This window comes from Silvimonas amylolytica, from assembly GCF_014645555.1.
Lineage (GTDB): Bacteria > Pseudomonadota > Gammaproteobacteria > Burkholderiales > Chitinibacteraceae > Silvimonas > Silvimonas amylolytica.
This window is the reverse complement of record NZ_BMLY01000004.1, coordinates 305745-330451: the sequence shown is the minus strand read 5'-3', so window position 1 is coordinate 330451 and position 24707 is coordinate 305745. Positions and strand designations below refer to the sequence as shown.

The 24707-nt window shown below is 57.5% G+C and carries 21 protein-coding genes; 10 read left to right on the top strand and 11 right to left on the bottom strand.

Annotation, left to right across the window (positions count from 1 at the left end; all coding sequences use genetic code 11):
• Nucleotides 1-44: 44 nt before the first annotated feature.
• Nucleotides 45-587: a nucleotide exchange factor GrpE gene (gene grpE / locus IEX44_RS13815; protein WP_188694860.1), complete on the bottom strand. Its 543-nt coding sequence runs from the start codon at nucleotides 585-587 to the stop codon at nucleotides 45-47.
• A 438-nt stretch (nucleotides 588-1025) separates the two neighbouring features.
• Here grpE and aceA point away from each other — a divergent pair, with 438 nt between their 5' ends.
• Nucleotides 1026-2306, top strand: coding sequence for an isocitrate lyase (gene aceA, locus IEX44_RS13810; RefSeq protein WP_188694858.1), 1281 nt, complete (start codon nucleotides 1026-1028; stop codon nucleotides 2304-2306).
• Nucleotides 2307-3367: 1061 nt separating this feature from the next.
• Here aceA and IEX44_RS13805 read toward each other — a convergent pair.
• Entirely contained in the window at nucleotides 3368-4021 is a 654-nt protein-coding gene (locus IEX44_RS13805) for a glutathione S-transferase family protein (RefSeq protein ID WP_229679131.1), read from the bottom strand.
• A gap of 110 nt (nucleotides 4022-4131) precedes the next feature.
• Nucleotides 4132-5028, bottom strand: a complete 897-nt coding sequence (locus IEX44_RS13800; protein ID WP_188694855.1) for a LysR family transcriptional regulator — start codon at nucleotides 5026-5028, stop codon at nucleotides 4132-4134.
• A gap of 146 nt (nucleotides 5029-5174) precedes the next feature.
• On the opposite strand from IEX44_RS13800, the gene aceB reads away from it, so the two are divergent.
• The 5 genes from aceB (at nucleotide 5175) to IEX44_RS13775 (ending at nucleotide 10504) form a co-directional block, all read left to right on the top strand.
• A complete protein-coding gene (gene aceB, locus IEX44_RS13795) occupies nucleotides 5175-6770 on the top strand; it encodes a malate synthase A (RefSeq protein ID WP_188694852.1) in 1596 nt (531 codons plus the stop codon).
• Between the two features lie 184 nt (nucleotides 6771-6954).
• Nucleotides 6955-8268 carry a DUF3422 family protein gene (locus IEX44_RS13790; protein ID WP_188694849.1) on the top strand — a complete coding sequence of 438 codons (1314 nt, stop codon included), beginning with the start codon at nucleotides 6955-6957 and terminating at the stop codon, nucleotides 8266-8268.
• Nucleotides 8269-8416: 148 nt separating this feature from the next.
• Nucleotides 8417-9034: a glutathione S-transferase N-terminal domain-containing protein gene (locus IEX44_RS13785; protein ID WP_188694846.1), complete on the top strand. Its 618-nt coding sequence runs from the start codon at nucleotides 8417-8419 to the stop codon at nucleotides 9032-9034.
• 146 nt (nucleotides 9035-9180) lie between these two features.
• The gene (locus tag IEX44_RS13780) at nucleotides 9181-9678 is read left to right on the top strand and encodes a glycine zipper 2TM domain-containing protein (RefSeq protein WP_188694843.1); all 498 of its coding nucleotides are present in this window, start codon (nucleotides 9181-9183) and stop codon (nucleotides 9676-9678) included.
• A gap of 190 nt (nucleotides 9679-9868) precedes the next feature.
• Nucleotides 9869-10504: a histidine phosphatase family protein gene (locus tag IEX44_RS13775; RefSeq protein WP_188694841.1), complete on the top strand. Its 636-nt coding sequence runs from the start codon at nucleotides 9869-9871 to the stop codon at nucleotides 10502-10504.
• A gap of 76 nt (nucleotides 10505-10580) precedes the next feature.
• Here IEX44_RS13775 and adk read toward each other — a convergent pair whose 3' ends face one another.
• The 6 genes from adk to IEX44_RS13745 all read right to left on the bottom strand — a co-directional run bounded on the left by adk (nucleotide 10581) and on the right by IEX44_RS13745 (nucleotide 14340).
• A complete protein-coding gene (gene adk / locus IEX44_RS13770; RefSeq protein ID WP_188694837.1) occupies nucleotides 10581-11237 on the bottom strand; it encodes an adenylate kinase in 657 nt (218 codons plus the stop codon).
• Nucleotides 11238-11302: 65 nt separating this feature from the next.
• Nucleotides 11303-12067, bottom strand: coding sequence for a 3-deoxy-manno-octulosonate cytidylyltransferase (gene kdsB / locus IEX44_RS13765; RefSeq protein ID WP_188694832.1), 765 nt, complete (start codon nucleotides 12065-12067; stop codon nucleotides 11303-11305).
• Complete coding sequence (locus tag IEX44_RS13760; protein WP_184099711.1) at nucleotides 12064-12249, bottom strand: Trm112 family protein; 186 nt, start codon at nucleotides 12247-12249, stop codon at nucleotides 12064-12066. The genes kdsB and IEX44_RS13760 overlap by 4 nt, the downstream gene beginning before the upstream one ends.
• Entirely contained in the window at nucleotides 12230-13276 is a 1047-nt protein-coding gene (gene lpxK, locus IEX44_RS13755) for a tetraacyldisaccharide 4'-kinase (RefSeq protein WP_188694830.1), read from the bottom strand. Before lpxK ends, IEX44_RS13760 begins: the two co-directional genes overlap by 20 nt.
• On the bottom strand, nucleotides 13276-13701 hold the full coding sequence (locus IEX44_RS13750; protein WP_188694827.1) for an ExbD/TolR family protein: 426 nt from the start codon (nucleotides 13699-13701) through the stop codon (nucleotides 13276-13278). Before IEX44_RS13750 ends, lpxK begins: the two co-directional genes overlap by 1 nt.
• Nucleotides 13702-13716: 15 nt before the next feature.
• Nucleotides 13717-14340, bottom strand: a complete 624-nt coding sequence (locus tag IEX44_RS13745; RefSeq protein WP_188694824.1) for a MotA/TolQ/ExbB proton channel family protein — start codon at nucleotides 14338-14340, stop codon at nucleotides 13717-13719.
• Nucleotides 14341-14872: 532 nt separating this feature from the next.
• On the opposite strand from IEX44_RS13745, the gene xseA reads away from it, so the two are divergent.
• Together xseA and IEX44_RS13735 are read left to right on the top strand one after the other, a co-directional pair.
• Entirely contained in the window at nucleotides 14873-16231 is a 1359-nt protein-coding gene (xseA, locus tag IEX44_RS13740) for an exodeoxyribonuclease VII large subunit (RefSeq protein ID WP_188694822.1), read from the top strand.
• Between the two features lie 247 nt (nucleotides 16232-16478).
• On the top strand, nucleotides 16479-17576 hold the full coding sequence (locus IEX44_RS13735) for a PLP-dependent cysteine synthase family protein (RefSeq protein WP_188694818.1): 1098 nt from the start codon (nucleotides 16479-16481) through the stop codon (nucleotides 17574-17576).
• On the opposite strand, the gene IEX44_RS13730 is transcribed toward IEX44_RS13735, so the two are convergent.
• Nucleotides 17577-20504 (bottom strand): HD domain-containing phosphohydrolase, encoded by a 2928-nt coding sequence (locus IEX44_RS13730; RefSeq protein ID WP_188694815.1) that lies wholly within the window; start codon nucleotides 20502-20504, stop codon nucleotides 17577-17579.
• A gap of 197 nt (nucleotides 20505-20701) precedes the next feature.
• Between IEX44_RS13730 and IEX44_RS13725 the strand changes: the two genes are divergently transcribed.
• Entirely contained in the window at nucleotides 20702-21895 is a 1194-nt protein-coding gene (locus IEX44_RS13725) for a pyridoxal phosphate-dependent aminotransferase (protein ID WP_188694812.1), read from the top strand.
• Nucleotides 21896-21974: 79 nt separating this feature from the next.
• Here IEX44_RS13725 and IEX44_RS13720 read toward each other — a convergent pair whose 3' ends face one another.
• The gene (locus IEX44_RS13720) at nucleotides 21975-22886 is read right to left on the bottom strand and encodes a 2OG-Fe(II) oxygenase (RefSeq protein ID WP_188695218.1); all 912 of its coding nucleotides are present in this window, start codon (nucleotides 22884-22886) and stop codon (nucleotides 21975-21977) included.
• Nucleotides 22887-23248: 362 nt separating this feature from the next.
• Between IEX44_RS13720 and purB the strand changes: the two genes are divergently transcribed.
• Nucleotides 23249-24619: an adenylosuccinate lyase gene (purB, locus tag IEX44_RS13715; RefSeq protein WP_188694809.1), complete on the top strand. Its 1371-nt coding sequence runs from the start codon at nucleotides 23249-23251 to the stop codon at nucleotides 24617-24619.
• Nucleotides 24620-24707 lie beyond the last annotated feature (88 nt).

Genomic DNA, 24707 nt, shown 5'->3' with positions numbered 1-24707 from the left:
GATAGCGATTCGCTATTTCTCCGATAAGACGCATCAATCCCTCTTTACTTGGGAGCGGCCACCACGACCATTGCCGGACGGATCACACGGCCAGACAACTCGTACCCTTTTTGCATGACCTGGACGACCGTGTTGGGCTCGGCGTCCGCCGGCACCATCGAAATCGCCTGATGTTTGTTCGGGTCCAGTTTCTCGCCCACAGGGTTGATCTCTTTCAGATCAGCCTTCTCAAAAGCGGACGCTAGTTGCTTGTTGGTCAGATCAACCCCGATCTTGAGGTTCTCGAACGAAGCAGACTGATCGGCCAGTGCCATTTCCAGCGAATCGCGCACAGCCAGCAGTTCACGGGCGAATTTCTCTACGGCGAATTTGCGCGTCTTTTCGTTGTCTTCTGCCGCCCGGCGACGAATGTTTTCTGCTTCAGCACGCACATACAGCACGTCCTGGCGGGCTTTATCCAGTTCGGCCAGCAGTGCCGCCAGATTCACATCCAGTTGGCCTTCATCTGTCGCGGTTTGATCGCCTGCGCCAGCCTCTACGTCTGCTGCGTTTTCCAGGTTCGGTTGATTTTCGTTTTCACCAGACATTGCATACCTCCATAACGATGCAGGCAGAAATGGGGATGCCCTTACCCATTTCAAGGGTATTTGCATACAGAAGTGTTTTTCTCAGGCAAATCAAGAGTCGGGATTATTTCTGGAGCACACCTGCGCGAAGATTTGCTGCATCGCCAGAACACTCATCCGCAAAAAAACGGCAGGATCAGGCAAGTAGTGTGGGTTTTGTACCGCTTGTCATTGTTGCGCTGCAACGACACGACAAACGGCCAAATCGCGCTAAAACGCAATAGCTGACGGGTTTGCGGGGCAATTTTTTATTTGAAATTCGCCCCCTGGGGTAAGCCCCAATATGTAGTCATTAAAAATTCACTACATTTGATGGTGCACCGCAATAACCTTTGCAAAACAAGGTGCAACTATCTTTTGAACCCGGCTGAAAAGCCAAGACTACTGCGGGAGAACGCCATGACCACTCGTGAACAACGCATTGCTCAGCTTGAACAGGATTGGCGAGAAAACCCGCGCTGGAAAGGCGTCACACGGCCCTACACGGCCGCAGATGTTGAAAGACTTCGTGGCTCACTACAAGTCGAGCACACGCTGGCCCGTACCGGCGCCAACAAATTGTGGAAGCTGCTCCATGAAACGCCGTATATCAACGCGCTGGGAGCGCTGACCGGCAATCAGGCCATGCAACAAGTGAAAGCAGGCCTGAAAGCCATTTATCTTTCGGGCTGGCAGGTGGCCGCAGACGCCAACCTGGGTAGCGAAATGTATCCGGACCAGTCGCTCTACCCGGCGAACTCGGTACCGCAAGTCGTGCGTCGCATCAACAACACGCTGCAACGCGCTGACCAGATCTCTCACTCCGAAGGCGACGACAGCATCGACTGGTTCGCCCCGATCGTGGCCGATGCTGAAGCCGGTTTTGGCGGCGTGCTGAACGCCCATGAACTGATGAAGGGCATGATCGAAGCCGGCGCGGCTGGTGTGCACTTTGAAGACCAACTGGCCAGCGTGAAGAAGTGCGGCCACATGGGCGGCAAGGTGCTGGTACCGACGCGCGAAGCCATCGAAAAACTGGTCGCGGCTCGTCTGGCTGCTGACGTGATGGGCGTGCCGACCATTCTGGTTGCCCGCACCGATGCTGAAGCCGCTGACCTGTTGACCAGCGATGTGGACGACAACGACAAGCCATTCTGCACCGGCGAACGCACGCCGGAAGGCTTCTACCGAACCAAACCGGGTCTGGAACAAGCCATCAGCCGTGGTCTGGCCTACGCGCCGTACTGCGATCTGATCTGGTGCGAAACCGGCAAGCCGGATCTGGAATACGCCCGCAAGTTTGCCGAGGCCATCCACGCCAGGTTCCCGGGCAAGCTGTTGTCGTACAACTGTTCGCCCTCGTTCAACTGGAAGAAGAACCTGGATGACGCCACCATTGCCAAGTTCCAGCAAGAACTGGGCAAGATGGGCTACAAATTCCAGTTCATTACCCTGGCCGGTTTCCACTCGCTGAACTACGGCATGTTCAACCTGGCCCATGGCTACGCCCGTACCGGCATGAGCGCCTTTGTCGAACTGCAACAAGCCGAATTTGCTGCTGCAGAGCGTGGCTTCACCGCCGTGAAGCATCAACGCGAAGTGGGTACCGGTTACTTTGACGCCGTGACGCAGACCATCCAGCAAGGTCAGTCGTCCACGACCGCGCTGAAGGGTTCGACTGAGGAAGAACAGTTCCACTGATCCGGGCTTGAGTCCGAATCCATATTGCGCACGGCAGCGCCACCCGCACGTCGCCGTGGCAAGACCGTTTTGCTGTAGCCGCAATTCTTGTCTTCACGCTCTGATAGACCGCCCTGACCGGGCGGTCTTTTTTTTGGGGTGTGGTTGGCATTAGCGGTTTGCCTGTGCAGGTCAAAGGCGGTTGTTAGCGCCTTGCGGCGCGGGTTTGAAAAGCGTTTTGATGCCGGCGGTGGCCGGAGCACGTCACTTTCTTTGCTTCGCCAAAGAAAGTAACCAAAGAAAGGCGACCCCAGCCTGGCGGCCCTCCGGGCTGCCCTCGGTTGGTCGGGAGCCTCAGGTCTCCCTCCGCGCCCTCGGCGCTTGGCTTTGATGGGGGAGGAAAGTCAAAAGCAACGGCAACCGCAACCGCAACGGCAACGGCAACGGCAACGGCAACGGCAACGGCAACGGCAACGGCAACGGCCAATTCAACACGCATTCCACTGGCTCGTCATTCCGACCTCGGCGGCCCACTTGAGCCGGAATCCAGCTACGATGCCTGCGCGATCCGGGGTGAATTCGAAGTAGTGGTAACAGTCCACCGTAGGCAGCCCGCTGGGCTGCGGACTGGATTCCCGCATTCGCGGGAATGACGAGGTGGTGGGCAGGCGGGGTAAGCCGATCTTGCAAGCAGGCGGTTTATGGGGTTGAGGTGGCTTTAGCTTTTGATGTTGTCGTTGCTTTTGATGTTGCTTTTGACGTACCTCCCCTCCGGCAGCGCCGAGCATCGCAGCGAAGTCCGGGGTTTCGGCGCAAGGGTGTTTGAGGCCGAAGGCCGAGTTCCCTGGAGCCAGCCGGACTTCGCGAGAAGCACAGGGAACCCACGTAGTGGGCGCTGTCGCAGGGTCGCCTTTCTTTTGGTTACTTTTCCTTGGCGAAGCAAAGAAAAGTAACGTGCTCCGGCCACCGCCGGTATCCAAAACAACCGCGCCGTCAGGCGCTAACACACATCGCAATGGTGGATTGTCGCTATCGCTCCGAATCCACCCTACAAACAAGCCGGTAAGAAAAAACTCCCCTGATCAAGGCAATTTCCCGAACATATCCTCAAACGGCATCATCACATGCTCCCGATACGCCGGGCTCTGCGATAACCGTTCAAACCAGTGCTCCACATTCGGCAGCGGCGGGCGCTCAGCACCCATGGTCAGATAGCGGAACACTGTCGTGCCAGCACCGAAGTCTGCCAGCGTCAGGGTATCGCCGCCCAGGTACGGCCGCTGCGCCAGTTGCTGGTCCAGCAAGCCATATAACTTTGCACACTGTTGCGTAGCACGCTCAACCCGGTTGGCATCCCGCTGCGCTGCTGGCGTGCGGTAAAAGCCAAAGAACAGGTCGATGAAGGCCGGTTGCAGTGTGGCCAGGGACCAGTCCAGCCAGCCATCCGCCACAGCGCGCTGTGCCGGGTCTGCGGACCAGAGCGAACCCTCGCCAAACGTTGCGCCCAGGTAGCGCAAAATGGCCTGGGACTCCCACACCACCACGCCATCGTGCTCAATCACCGGAATCTTGCCGTGCGGGTTACGCGCCAGAAACTCGGGCGTATCCAGCCCGCCGAATGCGCCGCCCACGTTGATGTGCTCGTGCTCCAGTTCGAGCTCGCCAATGATCCACATGACCTTTTGTACATTCAGCGAATTGCGTCTTCCCCATACTTTCAGCGCGGCTGCAGGCACGGCAGTTCTCCATTCGATTTGGTTAGCGGTTTCAAACAAGTCTGGTACAAAACAGGCGGCGGCATTGGCCACTTAACGCGGCATAGCATATACAAAAAACGCGCAGTTGGTTAATTCCAATAGCCCGGTTCGGCATAAGACTCTTTGAGGTGATCCACAAAATGTCGTACCCGCAAGGGCATGAACTTGCGTTGCGGCATCATGGCGTAGACGGGGTAATCCGGCGCAGAAAACATATCAAGCACGGTGACGAGACGCCCATCCCTGAGATCGTCTTTCACCTCCCACAATGAGCGCCATGCCAGACCGTAACCCTTGAGCGCCCATTCATGCAGCACCGCGCCGTCATTGCATTCCAGCACACCAGTGACGCGTCGGTTCACCAGTTCACCATCGACCCGGAACACCCAACCCCGCGACTGGCTGGCACCCAGCGACAAGCACTCGTAACGCTCCAGATCATCTGGCGTTTGCGGAATGCCGTGCTGCGCCAGATACGCCGGCGCGCCGACCACGACGCGGCGGTTCTCGGCCAGCCGCACGGCCACGAGACTAGAGTCCGCCATGTCACTGATACGAATGGCGCAATCCACCCGTTCCGCCGCCATATCGACGAGACGATCTGATAAGTCCAGCGTCACGCGTAAATCCGGGTGCAGGCGCTGGAACGTCGCCAGATGCGGCGCAACGTGTCGCCGCCCAAATCCGGCCGGCGCAGTCACACGCAAATGCCCGCGCACGCGGCTATTGCCGGATGCGACCGCCGCTTCGGCTTCTTCGAGTTCGGCCAGAATGCGCTGACCATCTTCATAAAAAGCCGCACCTTCCTGCGTGAGCGTGACCCTGCGCGTGGTGCGCACCAACAAACGCGCCCCCAACCGTTCTTCCAGTGCATCCAGCCGGCGACCAATCACGGCGGGCACCACGCCTTCAACTCGTGCCGCCGCGCTCAGCGATCCCTGTGTAACCACTTCGATAAAAGTTTGCAGTTGTTTGAATTCACTCATGACGGCAGATCTGGTTCTTCATCGCTTCATTATGTACTTAAAAGTAAAAGATGCTATGCACAAACCGCACTTTTTCATCTTATCCGTACTCATTACACTGGCTGTAGTCAAAGATTGATCCGCTACTTAACCCAGAGGTCCGCACCATGAGCCAGTTGCCACAAGGCGTTGCCATCAGCGCCCCCGTTTCGCCCGAATTTGCCGAAATCCTCACCCCCGAAGCGCTGGCACTGGTGGCCAAACTGCACCGTGCGTTTGAAGGCCGCCGCCAGGAGTTGCTGGCCCGCCGCGTGCTGCGCCAGAAAGACCTGGACGCGGGCAAGCGCCCGGATTTCCTGGCTGACACAAAGCACATCCGGGAAGGCGACTGGACGATTGCGCCGCTGCCGGCTGATCTGGCTTGTCGCCGTGTGGAAATCACCGGCCCGGTCGAGCGCAAGATGATCATCAATGCGTTGAACTCCGGCGCAGACAGCTATATGACGGACTTCGAGGATTCCAACACGCCCAACTGGGACAACCAGATCCAGGGCCAGATCAACCTCAAGCAGGCTGTACGCCGCACGCTGTCATTCCGTAATGAAGCTGGCAAGGAATACAAACTCAACGACAAGGTCGCCACGCTGATCGTGCGCCCGCGCGGCTGGCATCTGGATGAAAAACACGTCACGGTCGATGGTCAGCGGGTGTCCGGCGGTATCTTCGATCTGGCTTTGTTCTTGTTCCACAACGCTAAAGAACAACTGGCACGCGGCAGCGGCCCGTATTTCTATCTGCCGAAAATGGAATCGCACCTGGAAGCCCGCCTGTGGAATGACATTTTCATCCTGGCGCAGGAAGAAGTGGGCATCCCGCGCGGCACCATTCGCGCCACGGTATTGATTGAAACCATCCTGGCCGCGTTCGAAATGGACGAAATCCTGTATGAACTGCGCGAGCATTCTTCGGGCCTGAATGCCGGTCGCTGGGATTACATCTTCAGTTGCATCAAGAAGTTCAAGACCGACAAGGATTTCTGCCTGGCTAACCGCGCGCAGATCACCATGACCGTGCCGTTCATGCGTGCTTATGCACTGAACCTGGTCAAGACCTGCCACAAGCGTAACGCACCCGCTATTGGCGGCATGAGTGCACTGATCCCGATCAAGAATGATCCGGTTGCCAACGAAAAAGCCCTGTCTGCCGTGCGTGCCGACAAAACACGTGATGCAGGTGATGGTTTCGATGGCGGCTGGGTAGCCCACCCGGGGCTGGTGGCGCTGGCCATGGAAGAATGGGTGAAGGTGCTAGGCGACAAGCCCAACCAGATCAGCAAGCAACGTGATGACGTGCATACCCAAGCCGCTGATTTGTTGAATTTCCAGCCAGAGCAGCCGATCACCGAGGCGGGTCTGCGCATGAATATTGATGTTGGCATTCAGTACCTGGGCTCCTGGCTGGCTGGCAATGGCTGCGTGCCCATCCACAACTTGATGGAAGATGCCGCAACGGCGGAAATCAGCCGCAGCCAGGTCTGGCAGTGGATTCGTTCTACCAAAGGCGTGCTGGATGACGGCCGAAAAGTGACTGCCGACATGGTGCGCGGGCTGATTGCGCCAGTACTGGAAGACATCCGCAAAGAGCATGGTGATGCCACTTACAACCGCATTCCGTATGCGCGTGCGGCCCAGATCTTTGAAAAGATGAGCACCAGCGAAGACTTCGCCGAGTTCCTGACCCTGCCCTTGTATGAGGAAATCTGAGGCCATTGCTCCGGTCCGGCGTATCAAACAAAACACCACGGTCTTCGTGGTGTTTTGTTTTCAGGCGATCATGGCTTTGAAGTTGCGCCATTTCCACTACAAATCACCGCTCATGCTGCGACGCAACATTCATTGATTCAAGCAACTATCATGAAGCCATTCCTGAACCAGCCAGGAGAGTGCCATGCTAGTGCTTGATGCCCCTTCTTCGTTGCGGCTTGTCGATCACCCTTTGCGACATGATCTGGCCGAAGAGGCCCATGCCCGCCCTTTTGATCCGGTCAGTGCGCCCAGCCAGATCAGCTATATCGCCTTTCTGAACCGCAATCTCTCGCTAGAGCAGGAACACTGCCTGCTTGGACAACTGTGCGCGGAATATGAAGCGCCCACGCCAGACGAAACACAGATTCACCATTCGGTTGATGTCGGCGTTATGCGTATTAAATGGGCGCGGCATTCAGAGTTCTCTTGCTACACGTTTACCCGTCCGGGCTGGGTGCCCGAGCCTTTTGAGCGTCCGGCGCTGGCGACGGTCCCCGCCGGCTGGCTGCAACAACTGCCCGGCCAGGTGCTGGTGGCCGCCCACGCGGCCCTCGTGGCAGAGCATGACGCGCCAGAAAGCACGACCGATGCAGCGCAGTTGTTCTTCGCTGGCCAGGATTTGATTGGCTCAGAGATCGGTGAAGGTGCAGCCCGGGTGCTGACTGATTTTCGTATCCACAGTGACGGGTTCTCGCGCTATTTGCTGGTAGATCGCCATATGGGGCAACGGCAGGCCGGGCGCATGTTGCAACGGCTGTTCGAGATCGACACTTACCGCATGATGGCTTTTCTGGCGCTGCCGCTGGCCAAGAGCATTGCGCCAGAACTGGCGCAGGCAGATCGTGAACTGGCTGAATTGACCAACGCCATGACCGAAGCACGGCTGGCCGACGAACCACAAGTGCTTGACCGCTTAACGCAACTGGCAGCGCGTGTGGAGCGGGCGTTGTCGATGACGGACTACCGTTTTTCAGCCTCACATGCCTATTACGACATCGTGCAGCGGCGCATTGAAGAACTGCGGGAAGTGCGCATTCAGGGCATCCAGCCCTTTCATGAGTTCACGGAACGACGCCTGCGCCCTGCCATGGATACATGTCAGTCTGCTGCGGCGCGCCAGCGCACGCTGGCCGAACGCGTAAACCGTGCTTCCGCCCTGCTGCGCACGCGCGTAGACATCTCGCGGGAGCGGCAGAACCAGGCGTTGTTAAGCTCGATGGATCGTCGCGCCCATTTGCAATTGCGGCTGCAGGAAACCGTTGAAGGACTCTCGATCGCTGCGATCACCTACTATGCCGTGGCACTGATCGGGTATCTGGCCAAAGGTTTAAAAGTAGCGGGTGTGGCATTCAGCCCGGAACTGGTCATGGCCGGGGCAGTACCGCTGGTTGCGGGAGGCGTGTATCTGGCCGGGCGCAAATTGCGGCGCAGGCTGGCCGCAGAAAACCACCCTTAGCGGTCAGTAGCAGCACCAGAACAAAGGCGCAGCCGTCACGGGCTGTGCCTTTGTGTCTTATCTGAACAACTGGGTTGGCTGTCGCCGACGTTGGCAACTAGAATCAAACCTGATCTGTTCCAAATCTGACTGACGCGACCCCGCCGCCATGAAGCTTTATACCTCCCTGACCAGCCCGTTCGGCCGCAAGGTACGGATTGTTTGCCTCGAAAAACGTATCGAGATGCAACTGGTTGAAGTGACGACCGGCGCGCCAGATAGCCCGATCAAAGACATCAACCCGCTTGGCAAGGTGCCCGCGCTGGTGCTGGATGATCACCGCCCCTTGTATGACTCCAGCGTGATCGTGGATTACCTGGACCATATCTCTCCGGTCGGCAAACTGATTCCGGGTGATGCCCGCCAGGCGATTAACGTCAAGCGTTGGGAAGCGCTGTGTGATGGCATTCTGGATGCCGCCATTCTGATTGTGCGTGAACACCGTCGCCCGCAAGAATTGCAGTCAACCGGCGTGATAGCCCATGAGCAGGGCCGGATTGATCGTGGGCTGGCACAACTGGCGCAAGATCTGGGCGAGCGCAAATGGTGTATGGGTGACAACTTTACCCTGGCCGATATTGCGGTCGGATGTTTGCTTGCGTATCTGGATCTACGTTTTGCTGATCTGCATTGGCAAACGCTTCACCCTAATCTTCTGAAGCTGCAGGTGCGGCTGAACGAGCGACCCTCATTCATCGACACCCAGCCACCCCCTCCTCATTCCTGAATTTGTTGGTAAGCACCGTTGTGAGCAGCCTCACGAAATGCGTGTGTCCGCGTGTAACAATGCGTCAGAGTGTGAATTTGTCGTAAGCCTGGGCGCGAGTAATGCGTTTTAATCTCTATGTCATAGCGACATATGAGGAGAAAACCATGAAGACACAATTCAAAACACTGATCGCTGCCGCACTTACTCTGTCCGCCACCGTTGCGATGGCAGACGCTTATCCCGATTACGCACGCGTGGTGAGCTCCACCGCTATCGTGCAGCGCGTGAACGCCCCGCGCCAGGAATGCTGGACCGAAAACCAGCAAGTTCAAACCCAGAATCAGGCAGGTGGTGTGGTCGGCAGCATTATTGGCGGCGTAGCCGGCGGTGTGCTGGGCCACCAGGTAGGTGGTGGTCGCGGTAAAGATGTCGCCACTGTAGCGGGTGCTATCGGTGGTGCGCTGATCGGTAACCAGGTGGGGAGCGGCCAACCGCAAGTACAAAACCAGCAAGTGCAACGCTGCCGCCAGGTGGATGCCTGGCAGGATCAAGTTACTGGCTACCACGTGACTTATGACTACAAGGGCCGCCAGTTCAGCGCCAACCTGCCGCAACAGCCGGGTGATCGTATCCCGGTTGAGGTGAATGTGACGCCGCGCTAAGCGCGCCCGAGCAACACCAGAAACACCAACAAACATCTACAGATCAAAGCCGTACACAAAAAAACAGCATACGGCACAAAAGAGAATCACAACCGGATACCGGTTAGCGTGCAAAAAAACAGAGGCTGCCTGCGGGCAGCCTCTGTTTTTTTACGGTACGCTCGAGCACTTCACGCACCAAGGAGAAGGCATGACCACCACCCTCTGGCTGATCCGTCATGGCGAAACCGCCTGGAACGCAGCAGGCCGCATGCAAGGCCACACCGATATCCCGCTCAACGAAACCGGTCTGGAGCAGGCCGATATGCTGGGTGCACGAATCAAGGCCGAGCACGCGCAAGCACCGTTTGGTGCCTTGTGGGTCAGCGATCTGGCTCGTGCCCGTCAGACTGCAGAGCCCGCCAGCCATTTTACTGGCTTGCCATTATTGCTTGACCCCGAACTGCGTGAACGCAACTACGGCATTCTGGAAGGGCTGACCCGCGCCGAGATCGCTGAAGAACAACCGGAAGCCTCGGCGGCGATCAAGGCCCGGCAGATTGACTATCAGATCCCCGAGGGCGAGAGCATTCGCCAGTTTGCCGATCGGGTAGACCGCGTATTGCGCGGTATTGCCCATCGCCATCCTGACCAGCATGTACTGGTGGTATGCCATGGTGGCGTGCTGGATATTGCCTGGCGACTGGCCACCGGCCAGGGTCTGGAAAAAGTGCGCGACCACACCTTGTTCAATGCCAGCATCAATCGCATTGCGTTTGATGGACACGGCTTCAGCATGATTGACTGGGGTGACGTATCCCATCTTGACCCGGGCATTCTGGAATAACACGCCCGGTTAGTGCCAAAAACAAAACCCCGCAATAGCGGGGTTTTGTTTTGCAAGGCAAAGCGTGATCGAAGGATCAGGCGCCCAGAGCCTTGAAGATACCATCACGGATGGCGTTCACGTCGCCCACGCCATTGACCTTGACGTACTTCGGTGCGGTGGCATCACCCGAGGCGGCTTGCTGGCCGTAATAGCCCACCAGCACTTCGGTTTGTTCGTGATACACAGCCAGGCGCTTCTTGACGGTTTCTTCTTCGTCATCAACGCGCTGGATCAATTCTTCACCGGTCACATCGTCCTTGCCTTCCACTTTGGGCGGGTTGAACTTGACGTGATAGGTGCGGCCCGAAGCCACGTGCACGCGACGGCCGGCCATGCGCTCGATAATGCTGCTGTCCGGTACGTCGATTTCGACCACGAAGTCGATCGTCACGCCAGCGTCTTTCATGGCTTCAGCTTGCGGAATGGTGCGCGGGAAACCGTCAAACAGGAAACCGTTTGCACAGTCCGGCTCAGCAATACGTTCTTTCACGAGACCGATGATGATGTCATCACGCACCAGACCGCCAGCATCCATGATGGCCTTGGCTTCCAGGCCCAGCGGTGTGCCGGCCTTGACCGCAGCACGCAGCATGTCGCCCGTGGAGATTTGCGGGATGTTGAATTTTTCTTTGATGAAAGTGGCTTGAGTGCCCTTACCTGCACCCGGTGCGCCAAGCAGAATCAACCTCATTGTACGGTCCCTGTGGTTTCGTTATTGAAATAAGATAATGTAAAAAAGCCAACGAAATCTTGATGTTACACGCCCGCAGCATAAAGTTTGCGCACGCGTTCCAGATCTTCGGGTGTATCAACGCCTGGCGCTGGCGCATGTTCAGCCACATGCACGCCGATGGCGTAACCATGCCATAGCACCCTTAATTGTTCCAGCGCCTCCCAGCCCTCAAGCGCCGAGGGCTGCAAGCGACTGTAGGCGCGCAAAAAACCGGCACGGTAGCCATAGATACCAATGTGGCGCAGTGGTGCCAGACCATCCGGCAAACTGGCCGTGTCTTTGGCAAATGCATCGCGCGCCCAGGCGATCGGTGCGCGGCTGAAATACAGCGCACGTGAGCGGGCGTCGGTGACAACCTTGACCACGTTCGGGTTAAAGAAGTCGGCCGCTTCATGAATCACGTGTGCCGCGGTGGACATGGGCAAGTCGGCATCAGCCAGGAGCTGGCCGGCAACGTGATCCAGCAGTTTCGGGTCGATCAGCGGTTCATCGCCCTGCACGTTGATCACCACATCGGTGTCGGGCAGTTGCAACAGATCAGCGGCTTCAGCCAGCCGATCCGTCCCGGACGGGTGATCTGCGCGCGTCATCACGGCTTCAAAGCCGGCTTTTTCGACTGCATCCAGAATACGGGGGTCATCGGTCGCTACGACCACGCGCACCGCGCCAGACAGCGCCACACGCTCGGCCACCCGAACAATCATGGGCAGGCCGCCAATATCGGCCAGTGGTTTGTCCGGCAACCGGGTGGATTTCATCCGGGCCGGGATCAGCGCCACATAGCTCACGCCTTGATTTCCTCATCCGCCGGCAACTCGCGCGCCTCGGTTTCCAGCATGGTCGGAATACCATCGCGGATGGGGAAGCCCAGACGATCTGCCTTGCAGATCAGTTCCTGGCGGGTTTTGTCGAAAACCAGCGGGCCCTTGCACAGCGGGCAAACCAGAATTTCAAGCAGCTTGGCGTCCATTGCTAACCTCTAGAATCCTTGCCGCCAGCCACGTCATCAGCCCGTCATCAAGCTGTGCGCGAACCGGCAAAACCCGGATTCTATCATCCGTAAGGGCAATCCCGGACAAAGAGGTCAGTTTCACCGCATCTTTTTCTGTGGTGATGATCAGCCCGTCCGCCGGTAAATCGGCGGTGGTATAGCGCTGATGGTCAGCAAACGCGTGGTTTTTCGTCTGTAATCCTAGCGCGGAAAGCGTTGCAAAAAAGCGCGCCGGATTGCCGATGCCTGCCACAGCATGCAGCGTTTGTCCGCCCAGCTCGGCGACAGAGTCAGTGCGGGTGCGGTCCGCAAGGTGGTAAATGGCGTCTGGCTGCAGTTGCATGGTCCAGGTGTGCGCGTGCCAATCCGTAGCGCCGACACCATTCACGATCACCGCGTCCACTTTTTGCAGCCTGCCCTTGCCTTCACGCAAGGGGCCGGCCGGAATCAACTGGCCATTACCCAGACCCCGCGCACCATCAATCACACACAATTCAATATCACGCTGCAGACGGTAATGTTGCAAACCGTCATCGCACAGGATGACATTGACCTCCGGGTGAGCGGCAAGCAGCGCCAGCCCGGCTGCTACCCGATCCCGCCCGACCATTACCGGTACGCCAGTGGCCTGTGCCATCAGCACCGGTTCATCGCCCGTCACGGCTGGGTCACTGGCGGCGGTCACGGGTGTGACCGTCTGCGCCGAACCGCCGTAGCCACGGCTGACAATGGCAGGTTTGAAGCCAGCGACCAGCAGCTGTTGGGCGAGATAGATGGTCAGGGGCGTCTTGCCGCTGCCACCGACCGTGATGTTTCCGATAACAATGGTCGGCACCGGCAAATGGGTGCTCTTTTTCAGGCCGACCCGGAACAACCCGCGACGCAGTGCCGTGACCGCACCATACAGCCACGCCAATGGCACAAAAAGCAAAACCCGGCCATCAAGACCGGGTTTGTACCAAGCGTCTACCAGTTGTCTGGCAAAGCCCGTTTCAGACTGCGCCATTACTTGCCCGGCTGGTTCTGCGTTGCAAAGGTCAGCTTGCCATAGCCCGCTACCCGCGCCGCTTCCATCACATTGACCACGCTCTGATGCGTGGACTGGGCATCGGCATCAATCACGATCATCGGATCCTGATTACCACCGGCGGCTTTGCGTAACAGCAGCGCAAAGTCATCCGGAGAAGTAAACGTCACCAGATCATTGTTGATGCTGTACTGACCGTTAGCCGATACCGCCACATTGACCGCCTGCGGCTGGTTATCTGGCGTTTTTTCTGCATTGGCCGTCGGCAGGTTGATCTTCAGTTCAGCAAACTTGGAATACGTGGTGGTGGCCATGACAAAGATCAGGATCACCAGCAGCACGTCGATCAGCGGGACGAAATTGATTTCCGGTTCTTCCCGCTTGCGACCACGTCGAAAATTCATATCCGGCCCCGTTGCTTATTTGGATGCGCCGAGTTGACGCTCGCCGTGTACGACTTCCACCAGCTTGATGGCTTGTTGTTCCATCTCAACCAGATAGCCATCCACACGGGAACGGAAGTAGCGGTAGAACAAGAGGCTAGGTACAGCCACGATAATACCGAAGGCGGTGTTGTACAGCGCTACGGAAATACCGTGAGCCAGTGCAGCCGGGTTAGCGCCGGTTGCCGGAGATTGCGCACCGAAGATTTCGATCATGCCGACCACGGTACCAAACAGGCCCAGCAGCGGGGTGATGGCAGCAATGGTACCGAGCGCAGAAAGATAACGCTCCAGATCGTGTGCTACCGCGCCGCCCACTTCTTCGATCGATTCTTTCATGATCTCGCGGGAGCTTTTCACATTCTTCAGACCAGCAGCCAGTACCTTGCCCAACGGCGAAGACGCGGCCAGCTTGGATACCATTTCAGCGTTGACGCCGCTGGCGCGCAATTCTTGCACCACGCGAGCCAGCATGCCTTCGGGCACAACCACGCCCTTGCGCAGGGTCAGCAGCCGTTCAATGATGATGGTCAGCGCAGCCACGGAGGCAACAATGATCAACCAGATCGGCCAGCCAGCGGCTTGAATAATCTCCAGCATAAGGGTTCCTGTGGTGCGTTTTAGGGGTCCTGGAACAGCGCGCCGTCGGTTAACAGGTAGGCACGCTGCCGTGAATCGCGTAACTTTAGCCGGATTGCCCCTGATCGTGAAGGGCCGGACTGCCGCGCGGGCAAATGCGAAACACGGACGGAGAATAACGCGCAAGACTACCGCCCGGAGGACAGAATTGTAACTAGCCTGTCGCACACGGCATAAAAGTTGTCCGACTACCACTGTCGGCGGAGCCAGAAAAGGCTGACTCCAGGTGAAGGAATACAGGTAACTCCCCGTCCTGCCTTGGTTTTTTTGCATTACCCACACAAGCTGTGGATAACTTTGTGAACAACCTCTTCAGATATACCCTAAACGCCTGTCTGCAAAGGATTGCAGACAAGTTGCCTGCAAATTGGGCGTTTTGCCATAATTCATAAAAATCAGTTAGTTACAGACACTACATCAACTACAACCCGCAAAATCGCCGCTATGCCTTGAGCAGCATGGCTTTTGTGGATTATTTTGGGTTTTCCCGCGCATGTTCTCCAACTTGTCAAGTATTTCAAACGCCGTTTTGACCGTGTCAGACCTGAACCGCACGGTGCGTGAATTGCTGGAAGGTAGCCTGCCTGTTTTGTGGGTGAGCGGGGAGATTTCCAACTTCAAGCGCTACGACTCAGGTCACTGCTACTTCAGCCTGAAAGACAAGAATGCGCAGGTGCGCTGTGTCATGTTCCGTAACCGTGCCGGTCTCCTGGACTTTCAACCACGGGAAGGAATGAGCGTGGAAATCCGCGCGGTAGTCACGCTCTACGAAGCCCGCGGCGACTATCAACTGACCGTCGAAGCCATGCGTCCCGCGGGTCTGGGCGCGTTGTTCGAGGCATTTGAAAAACTCAAGGCCAAACTGGCCGCCGAAGGTTTGTTTGATAGCGACCGCAAACAGCCGCTGCCGACGTTTCCACGTGCGATCGGGATTGTGACCTCTCCCAAAGCGGCTGCGCTCCGCGATGTGCTCACCACACTGGGCCGCCGCATGCCTGGCCTGCCCGTCATCCTCTACCCCTGTGCGGTACAAGGCGCCGGTGCAGGGGCTGAAATTGCTGCAGCGATCAACAAAGCCGCCGAGCGCAATGAAGTGGACACGCTGATTGTGTGTCGCGGTGGCGGTAGCCTGGAAGATCTGTGGGCATTCAATGAGGAAGTCGTCGCCCGGGCCATAGCCGCATGTGCCATTCCGGTGGTCAGTGGCGTCGGCCACGAAACCGATTTTACGATCAGTGATTTCGTCGCAGACGTTCGTGCGGCAACACCCACCGCCGCTGCAGAACTGGCCAGCCCTAACCGCACGGAATGGCTGGCGCGGCTGGCCGAGCAACAACGCCACCTGCAACGCGCAGTTGAACGTCAATTGCAGACGCGCATGCAAAAGCTGGACAACCTCGCCCGGCGCTTGCGCCACCCCGGCGATACGCTGACTCGCCAACGCGAACGTCTGGCCATGTTGTCAGTGCGCCTGAACACCGCGCCCGCCCGACAACTGGACCGCAAACTGTCTACGCTGGCCCAAATGCGGCTGCGGTTGATCCACGCCAGCCCTGCCCTGGAGGCTGCCCGCAACCGCCTCAGCCTGGCTGCCAGCCGGCTAGCGGCGGCCAGTGCGCGCACGCGGGAGCAGCGTCTGGCAAAACTGGCCCCATTGCGTGGCCAATTGCAGGCGCTGAACCCCACTGCTGTGTTATCCCGCGGCTACGCACTGGTGGAGACAGCCAAGGGGCAGGTCGTGCAACACGCAGCCCAGCTGCATGCCGGAGACAAGATCCGGGTGCGCTTTGCCGATGACGCTGTGGATGCGGCAGTGACCGGCAAGCCGGATGGACAACAGAGTCTGTTTTGAACTTCAAGACAGGTCATGGCGCCAGTCGATTTCTGCCTGTGCGGAGAGGAAAAAGTACTCGACGGGACAAGTGATTCTTGTTCATGGGCGGTGGTTTGCGCGACCTGGCGTACCGGATCACGCCAACCCTGCTACTTCAACAGCATAAAACTGTGCCCCACAACCGTCCGGCAAGCTGAATCTTGGCGCAGCCACGCTGCGACTGCCATGCTCAAACTCCCTGTTTGATCATCGCAAATACCGACCTATGCAAAGCGCTCGCCAATGGACCGCAGAAGCCATCCGCATCATTGAAGCAGACTTCAACCGCTCGGCTGACACCCACTTGATACCCCTCAAGCTGGCGGCGTTTCCGGATATCGACTTTTATCTGAAAGATGAATCCAGTCACCCAACCGGAAGTCTGAAGCACCGGTTAGCGCGCTCATTGTTTTTGTATGCCCTGGCCAACGGCTGGCTCTCGCCGGGCAAACCGGTGATCGAAGCCTCCAGCGGTTCGACTGCGGTGTCTGAGGCGTACTTTGCGCGGCTGTTGGGTTTACCGTTTATTGCGGTGATGCCTGCTACGACCAGCCCGGACAAGATCGCCGCGATCGAATTCCAGGGTGGAAGATGTGAATTGGTATCCGATCCGACGCAGATCGCTGCACATTCGCTGCAATTGGCGCACCGGACTGGCGGCCATTTCATGGATCAGTTCACCTATGCGGAACGGGCGACAGACTGGCGCGCCAACAACAATATTGCGGAATCCATTTTTGACCAGATGAAACTGGAGCGTTACCCAGAACCCAGCTGGATTGTCGCCAGTTGCGGCACCGGCGGTACGTCAGCCACGCTGGGACGTTATGTCCGATACCGGCGTCATGCCACCCGTATCGCCTGTGCTGATCCGGAAAACAGCGTGTTTTTCGATGCCTTTGTGAGTGGCCAGCGCGATCACGTGCTTGATTGTGGTTCAAAGATTGAAGGCATTGGCAGACCGCGCGTCGAGTCCTCGTTCATGCCGGATGTGATCGACACCATGTTCAAGGTGCCAGATGTGATGTCGATTGCGGCCACGCGCTGGCTCGCAAGCAAGCTGGGGCGGCGGGTGGGAGGTTCCACCGGTTGCCAGTTTGTGGCCGTGCTGCAACTGGCGCGTTCAATGCAGGCGGCAGGCGAATCTGGTGCCATCGTCACGCTGCTGTGCGATAGCGGCGACCGCTACGCGCACTCGTATTACAACGACACCTGGCTTAACAAAAACGGTTATCGCATCGCTGAGCCGCACAGCCGCATCGCGGCCTGTGCAGAGCTGGGCGAGCCGCTCAATGATGGTTTCATCAAGCGGCACGACCGTTAATCAAGCCAGCGCTTCTTCCACATTCACCACATCCATCTGGTCTGGTTGCAGATAGCGCTGGCTGTATTCCATATACACGCCAGAACGCAAAAACAGCTCAAACAACTCCGGATCAATATGTTGTTCACGCCGCATGCGCGCCATGATGTTAATGGCCTCTGTCAGCGTCTTGCCACGCTTGTAGGGGCGATCAATTGCGGTTAGCGCCTCAAAGATATCGGCAATGGCCATCATGCGCGCCAACGGGCTCATTTCTTCGCGCTTCAGGCGGCGAGGATAGCCTGTACCGTCCATTTTTTCGTGGTGACCGCCAGCAATTTCCGGCACGTTTCTGAGGTGGCGCGGGAAGGGCAGTTTTTCCAGCATGACAATGGTTTGCACGATGTGCTCGTTGATCTTGTAGCGCTCTTCTTCGGTCAATGTGCCGCGCTTGACTGAGAGGTTATGCAGCTCACCCCGGTTGTAGAGGTATTCGGGCACTTTCATGTCAAAGCCATAGCCCTGCGGCAACTGGTCCCGCGGGTTGCGGTAGATCACGTGCTCGGGCAAATCAGCCAGCAATGGCATGGCAACGGGCAGCATCGGTGCCGGCGTTCGCCCTTTGCGTTGCTGTTCTTCATAAGAAATACCAATGCGATCATCCAGCGTGCGCTGCCAGGTACGGCGGCCAATATCGTACAAGCGCTCAATATCCGCCTGCGCCATGGCTTCACCGCCTTCATTGCTACGGGCTACAAAACGATATTCTTCATCCAGTTCATGCAGCAGTTGTTCGCGTACTTTAGCCAGTTCATGCGCATCACCGCCTTCGGCAACCCCTTGCCAATAACTGATCCAGGCATCGCGCTTGAGTACTTCAAACCGCATACGGATTTCATGGATGCGGTCGTAGATGGTTTCCAGCTTGGTCGCCTTGTCGACCACATACTCAGGCGTGGTGACCTTGCCGCAGTCATGCAGCCAGGCGCCGATATGCAACGCTTCCCATTCTTCAGTCGTCAGTGAGTAATGCCGGTAAGGTCCCTCATTGGCATCGCACGCAGCCCTGGCCAGCATTTTGGTCAGCTCCGGTACCCGCTGGCAGTGACCACCGGTATAGGGGCTCTTGGCATCAATGGCACCGGCGACGAGCTGGATGAAAGACTCCAGCAGCGCCTGTTGTTCCTTGATCAGGCGTTGGGTTTCAATCGCCACTGCAGCCGTGCCGGAGACCGCTTCCAGCATGGCCAGCATAGGGTGGCCACCGCGCAGTGCCTGGGCCGCCTCGATAAACAAGGTCAGCACGCCCACAGTTTCTTCCTGGCGGTTGATCAGCGGGATAGCGACCACCACCGCCGCGTGCTCGAAATGACGCAAACCGCCAAACCAGGCATTCAATTCTGAGGGTTCCAGCCAGACCGACTGAGTCTGGCCAGATGCATCCGCCATCACTGCCGGATGCTGGACTTCATGATCCGGAATCAGCACCGGCAGCGCCGTCGGGTTAACCGGCTCCTGATCAGAGCGGCAGGCCTGTTCGGCGGTGAGGTGGCCGTCCGTTTCTGTCAGATAGATGATGGCGGCGCGGGCCTCGGCCATATGCAGCGCTTCGTTCAGAATGCGCTGGATCAGCGGACTGAACTCGCGCTCATCGGCCAGCGCGTCGCCAATATCCCGGAACTGGGCAATGGTTTGCTTCATGCGTCGCATGGCGTCGGCGAGTTCATGGATTTCCCGCACCACGGAGTTGACCACCACCGGTGAATCAAACCGCATGGCCTGAATGTCGCGCGCCTGGGCAATCAGCGCTTTAAGTGGCCGCGAAGCAATCAGCGAGACCCACATCGCCACGGGCACAGTGATGAGCAGCAGCAAGATAGAAATCAGTGCGGTTTCTTTGCGTAACTGGTGGGCATCAGCCAGTAGTTCTTCATCGGGTGCGGCAACGGCGAGGTAGAGCGCGTCGCCTTGTGGTAGTGCCAGTGGCGCCAGGTAGCCATACCAGGTTGCCCCCTCCAGCTCGATCGGCGCGGTATTGCCTTTGTAGGTATCCGGGCGCGCCATCATGGTGGTGAGCGCAGGAATACCCAGATCACGCACACGGGCCAGCCGGAATCCACCGCGCTGGTCCGGACGCACTACCCGCGTGGTGTCATGCCAGGCCAGCACCTGACCGTCCGGGTCCAGCAATGCCATTTCACTATGTGCGGTCACGTGTTGCGTCGCCAGCATGCCGCTCAGTGCGGCCAGCGTGACATCGACGCCGACCACTGCACTGCGATCAAGGCTACGGCGCGAGAACGTTGTCCCGATCTCATGCGTGGTAAAGAACACATAGGGCTGCGTGATTACTCTGCCGCTATCGGCCATAGCGCGCTTGTACCAGTCGCGGGTACGCGCGTCGTAGTGGTAGTCGTCACGCACACGCGTTTCGATCAGCCTGAGTTGATCGTCAAAGTACAGATACTTGCCTTGGGACTTCCCTTTATTGGTCACAAAGCTTTGCACCAGTAATGTGGCGCCAGTCGGCGGGTGCAGCGGTGTGCGCAATGCAGGCTCGTCGGGAATGCGTCGCAGCAGAAAGAAATCGCCGTTGGCATAACCTGCGTAGGCAGCCGTTACCGCAGATTGATCGCGCAGAATCTGGATCAGATACGGCAAACTTTGCAGGCGTTCATCCAGCGTTTTGGCGCGGGCGAGTTTTTCCCGCGCCAGCAAATCGACCGCCAGCCCGGTGCTGGCATACAGACCAGACACCGTATCACCGGTGCGCGCGCCGATCTGGTTGAACAGTGTCTGCGAAGAACTCAGCAGCATGCGCCGGCTTTGGCGATCGTTGTACCAGTTGTTGATCAGCGCGTACGCCACAATCAGCAAAATGAACAGCCAGGCAATATGAATATGCAAAGGGTAGCGCTGCCACCGGAGAAAACGTCTGAATGACCCCATGCTGGTATCCCGTTGTCGCATCTGGGTGATGCGGTAAAGGTGCGGTGATATATATCTCTAATGTCTGTTTGAGCTTAGACGAGCGGCAGCATACCGCCTGACATTTACCGTATTGATACGTCGCCGCACTTGGGATGATATTGCGCTGCGGGTAAAATGTTGCCTTCCCGTTCACATGCATCCTGAAGGATCAAATCGTGCAGCTCTCCAACCGCGTACTTGCCATCAAGGAATCCCCCACCCTGGCCATTACCGCCAAGGCAGGCAAACTGAAGGCTGAAGGTCGAGATGTGATTGCGCTGGCCGCTGGCGAGCCGGACTTTGACACCCCGGATCACATCAAGGCCGCTGCCATTGAAGCCATCAACAAGGGCTTCACCAAGTACACGCCGGTGTCCGGCACGCCTGGTTTGAAAAAGGCCATCATCGAGAAATTCCGCCGTGACAACGGCGTGGATTACGCCGCCAACCAGGTGCTGGTGTCGGTCGGTGGCAAGCAAAGCTTCTTCAATCTGTGTCAGGCCTATATCAACCCGGCTGATGAAGTCATCATCCCGGCGCCGTACTGGGTGTCTTACCCGGATATCGTGCTGATCGCCGAAGGCAAGCCGGTGATTGTGGAATGTGGCATTGAACAAGGCTTCAAGCTGACCCCGGCCCAACTGGAAGCCGCGATCACCCCCAAGACCCGCATGCTGGTGCTCAACAGCCCCTCCAATCCGACCGGCGCGGTATACACCCTGGAAGAGTTGAAGGCACTGGGTGAAGTGCTCAAGAAGCACCCCGGCATCCTGATTGCCTCGGATGACATGTACGAACACGTCATGCTGGGTGAGACGCGTTTTTACAACATCCTGAATGCGTGCCCGGAACTGTACGAACAGACCATTCTGCTGAATGGCGTCTCCAAAGCGTATTCCATGACGGGCTGGCGTATTGGTTACGCCGGTGGCCCGGCCAAACTGATCAAGGCCATGGAAAACATCCAGTCGCAATCGACCTCCAACCCGACGTCGATCTCACAAGTGGCGGCGGAAGCGGCGCTGATTGGCAGCCAGGATTGCATCAAGCCGATGCTGGCGGCGTTCAACGAACGTCATCGTTTCGTGGTCGACACCTTCAACCGTATTCGTGGCCTGAAGTGCCTGGAAGCTGGCGGTGCGTTCTACGCGTTTGTCGATGCCCGCGAAGCCATCAAGCTGTTGCACGCTGAAGGCAAGATTGCCGAGGCGAACGACATGGCACTGGGGGCCTACCTGCTGGAGACGCAAGACGTCGCTGTCGTGCCGGGTTCGGCTTTCGGCTCTGAAGGTTATTTCCGCATTTCTTTTGCCACCAGCATGCAGAATCTGCAAAAAGCGCTGGAACGCATTGGCAAGGCACTGGGCTGACCGGTTCGGCACATTGCTGACGCAAAGAAAAACGGAGCGACATCGCTCCGTTTTTTTATTGTCTGCATTCAAATAAATATCAACCGAACCTGCGCTGACGCATCCACTTGGTTGCGATCCACTTTTCACCCTGAATCACCGGCAAACCGCCGTGAAGTGTCAGCGGGTCAACCTGGTTCTTGCTGTTGGTGTACTCGAAATACACCGCTGCGCCTTTTTTCGGGCCGACAGTCATGCCCAGTTCCGGGAACACCGTCGCACCGCCCTCGTCCACGTCGTTGAGGTACATCACCAGTGTAGACACGCGCTGCCCACCATTGGCCAGGTGCACTTTGCTACCAGGATCGTGCTCGGGGAAATAATCAAAGTGTGGCTTGTACTCGCCACCCACTTTGTAGTTGAGAATCTGCAGACCTTCGCCATTTTCAACCGGCCAGTTCATCAGCTCTGCTACGCGGCGATCCAGCCGGGCAATGAACTCGTTCTCATTGACATGAAAGAACGTACCGTAGCTGGTACGTTCTTCAATCACTGCGTCTTTGCCGGTAGTCGGATCAACAATGGTCGAGCGCTTCAGGCGGGCCTGTGACAAGCGGACGAGTTCATCACACTCTTCATGGCTAAGCACGTTATCAAGCACGGCAATATACGGTTTCTCTACGCGCCCCATCACCTGGATCACGCGATCATGGGTGTGGATGACGTTGCCCGACTTGAACCGCGGCGCTTCGTAGGTATACGTATTGCCGTTGCCCTGGATTTTGTCTTTGACGTTGCTGACTGCGGGCTGCGAGCCCAGTTGCGCCACGGCGACTGGCCCGCCACTGCCTTTGTGGGCGGTGGAAAAGTGAAACACGATGGCGCTGGCAAACATGGGATCGAAATTTTTTTCGACCATGACATCAATCAGCGACTGGGCCGTACAGCCACGCGCCAGATTGTCCAGTATCCACTTTTGCCAGTCCGGCGAAATGTTGGTGATTTTTTCCATATATTTGAACTCATCCATCCACGATTTTTGTGAGTACAGCGTCGGGCTTTTCTTGTATTGCCTTTTTAACCGCTGGCGAGGGGAATGTCACCCACACTGGCAGGTCGAGCACAACAAGCGCAACAGTCGGGCCGCTTTACGGTCACAGCCAGGCAGCAACGCGAAGTTCTTTCATCTCTGGCCAGCAAACAGACGGTCATGGCGTGGTTGTCATAAAACCACCGGATGATTGCTGCTGAATCACTGCCCAGTCCCTTTTTACTCTAGTAAAAAACTGCCACCCGTAAGCAGCCAGGAGCTTGTCGCGCGGGTGTGTTAAAATTTCGCGCTTCGATTCAACTGCTTGGCTAGCCCTCACCGATATGGATCTCTCCGCACTGACCGCGCTTTCCCCTCTCGACGGCCGTTACGAAAAACAACTGGCCGACCTGCGTCCGTTCTTCAGCGAGTACGCGCTGATCAAACACCGTGTCACCGTTGAAATTGCGTGGCTGAAGGCGCTGGCGGCAGAAGCTGCCATTGAAGAGATCACCCCGTTTTCGGCTGCGACCATCGCTGAGCTGGATCAGGTGGTAGCGCAGTTCTCGCCAGAACATGCGCTGGAAGTCAAAACCATTGAACGCACGACCAATCACGACGTAAAAGCCGTGGAGTACTGGCTGAAAGAACGTCTGTCTGGCAACCATGAAGTATCTGCCGCCAGCGAGTTCATTCACTTTGCCTGCACCTCTGAAGACATTAACAACCTCTCGCACGGCCTGATGCTCAAGTCCGCGCGAGATGCAGTCACCCTGCCGAAGATCCGCGAGATCGCCGCCAAGCTGAAAGACCTGGCACACGAACTGGCCGACGCACCGATGATGAGCCGTACCCACGGTCAACCGGCTACGCCGACCACCATGGGTAAGGAAATGGCCAATGTGGCCTACCGTCTGGAGCGCCAACTGGCCCGCCTGGAAAAGATCGAGGTGCTGGGCAAGATCAACGGTGCCGTGGGCAATTACAATGCGCATCTGTCGGCTTATCCGGAAATCGACTGGGAACAATTCTGCCGCAGCTTCGTCGAAAGCCTCGGTCTGACATTCAACCCGTACACCATCCAGATCGAACCGCATGACTACATGAGCGAACTGTTTGACTCGGTTGCCCGCGTGAACACCATCCTGATCGACCTGAACCGCGACATCTGGGGTTATATCTCGCTGGGCTTCTTCAAGCAGCGCGTGAACAAGAACGAAGTCGGCAGCTCGACCATGCCGCACAAGGTCAATCCGATCGACTTCGAAAACGCTGAAGGCAACCTGGGTCTGGCGAACGCGGTGTTGACGCATCTGTCACAAAAGCTGCCGATTTCGCGCTGGCAGCGTGACCTGACCGACTCCACCGTGCTTCGTAACATGGGCGTGGGTGTTGGTTACGCACAACTGGGTTATGTTTCGTGCCTGAAGGGTTTGAACAAGCTGCTGGCTGATCGCCAGGCCATGCTGGACGATCTGAACGATAACTGGGAAGTCCTGGCTGAGCCGATCCAGACCGTGATGCGCCGCTACGGTGTGCCTAACCCGTACGAGCAACTCAAGGAACTGACCCGCGGCAAGACAGGTATTACCAAGGAAGCTTTGGCTGTCTTTATTGATGGCCTGGCGATTCCGGAATCCGAAAAAACCCGGCTCAAGGCGCTGACCCCGTGGACCTACCTGGGTACCGCAGTCGCGCTGGCCAACCGCATCTAACCTGAGTTCCGGTCACGAGACCGGAGCCGGGTGCGGGCATACTCGCATAGCCGGCAGCCAAAGAGCTGCCGGCACTGATCGCAACAAG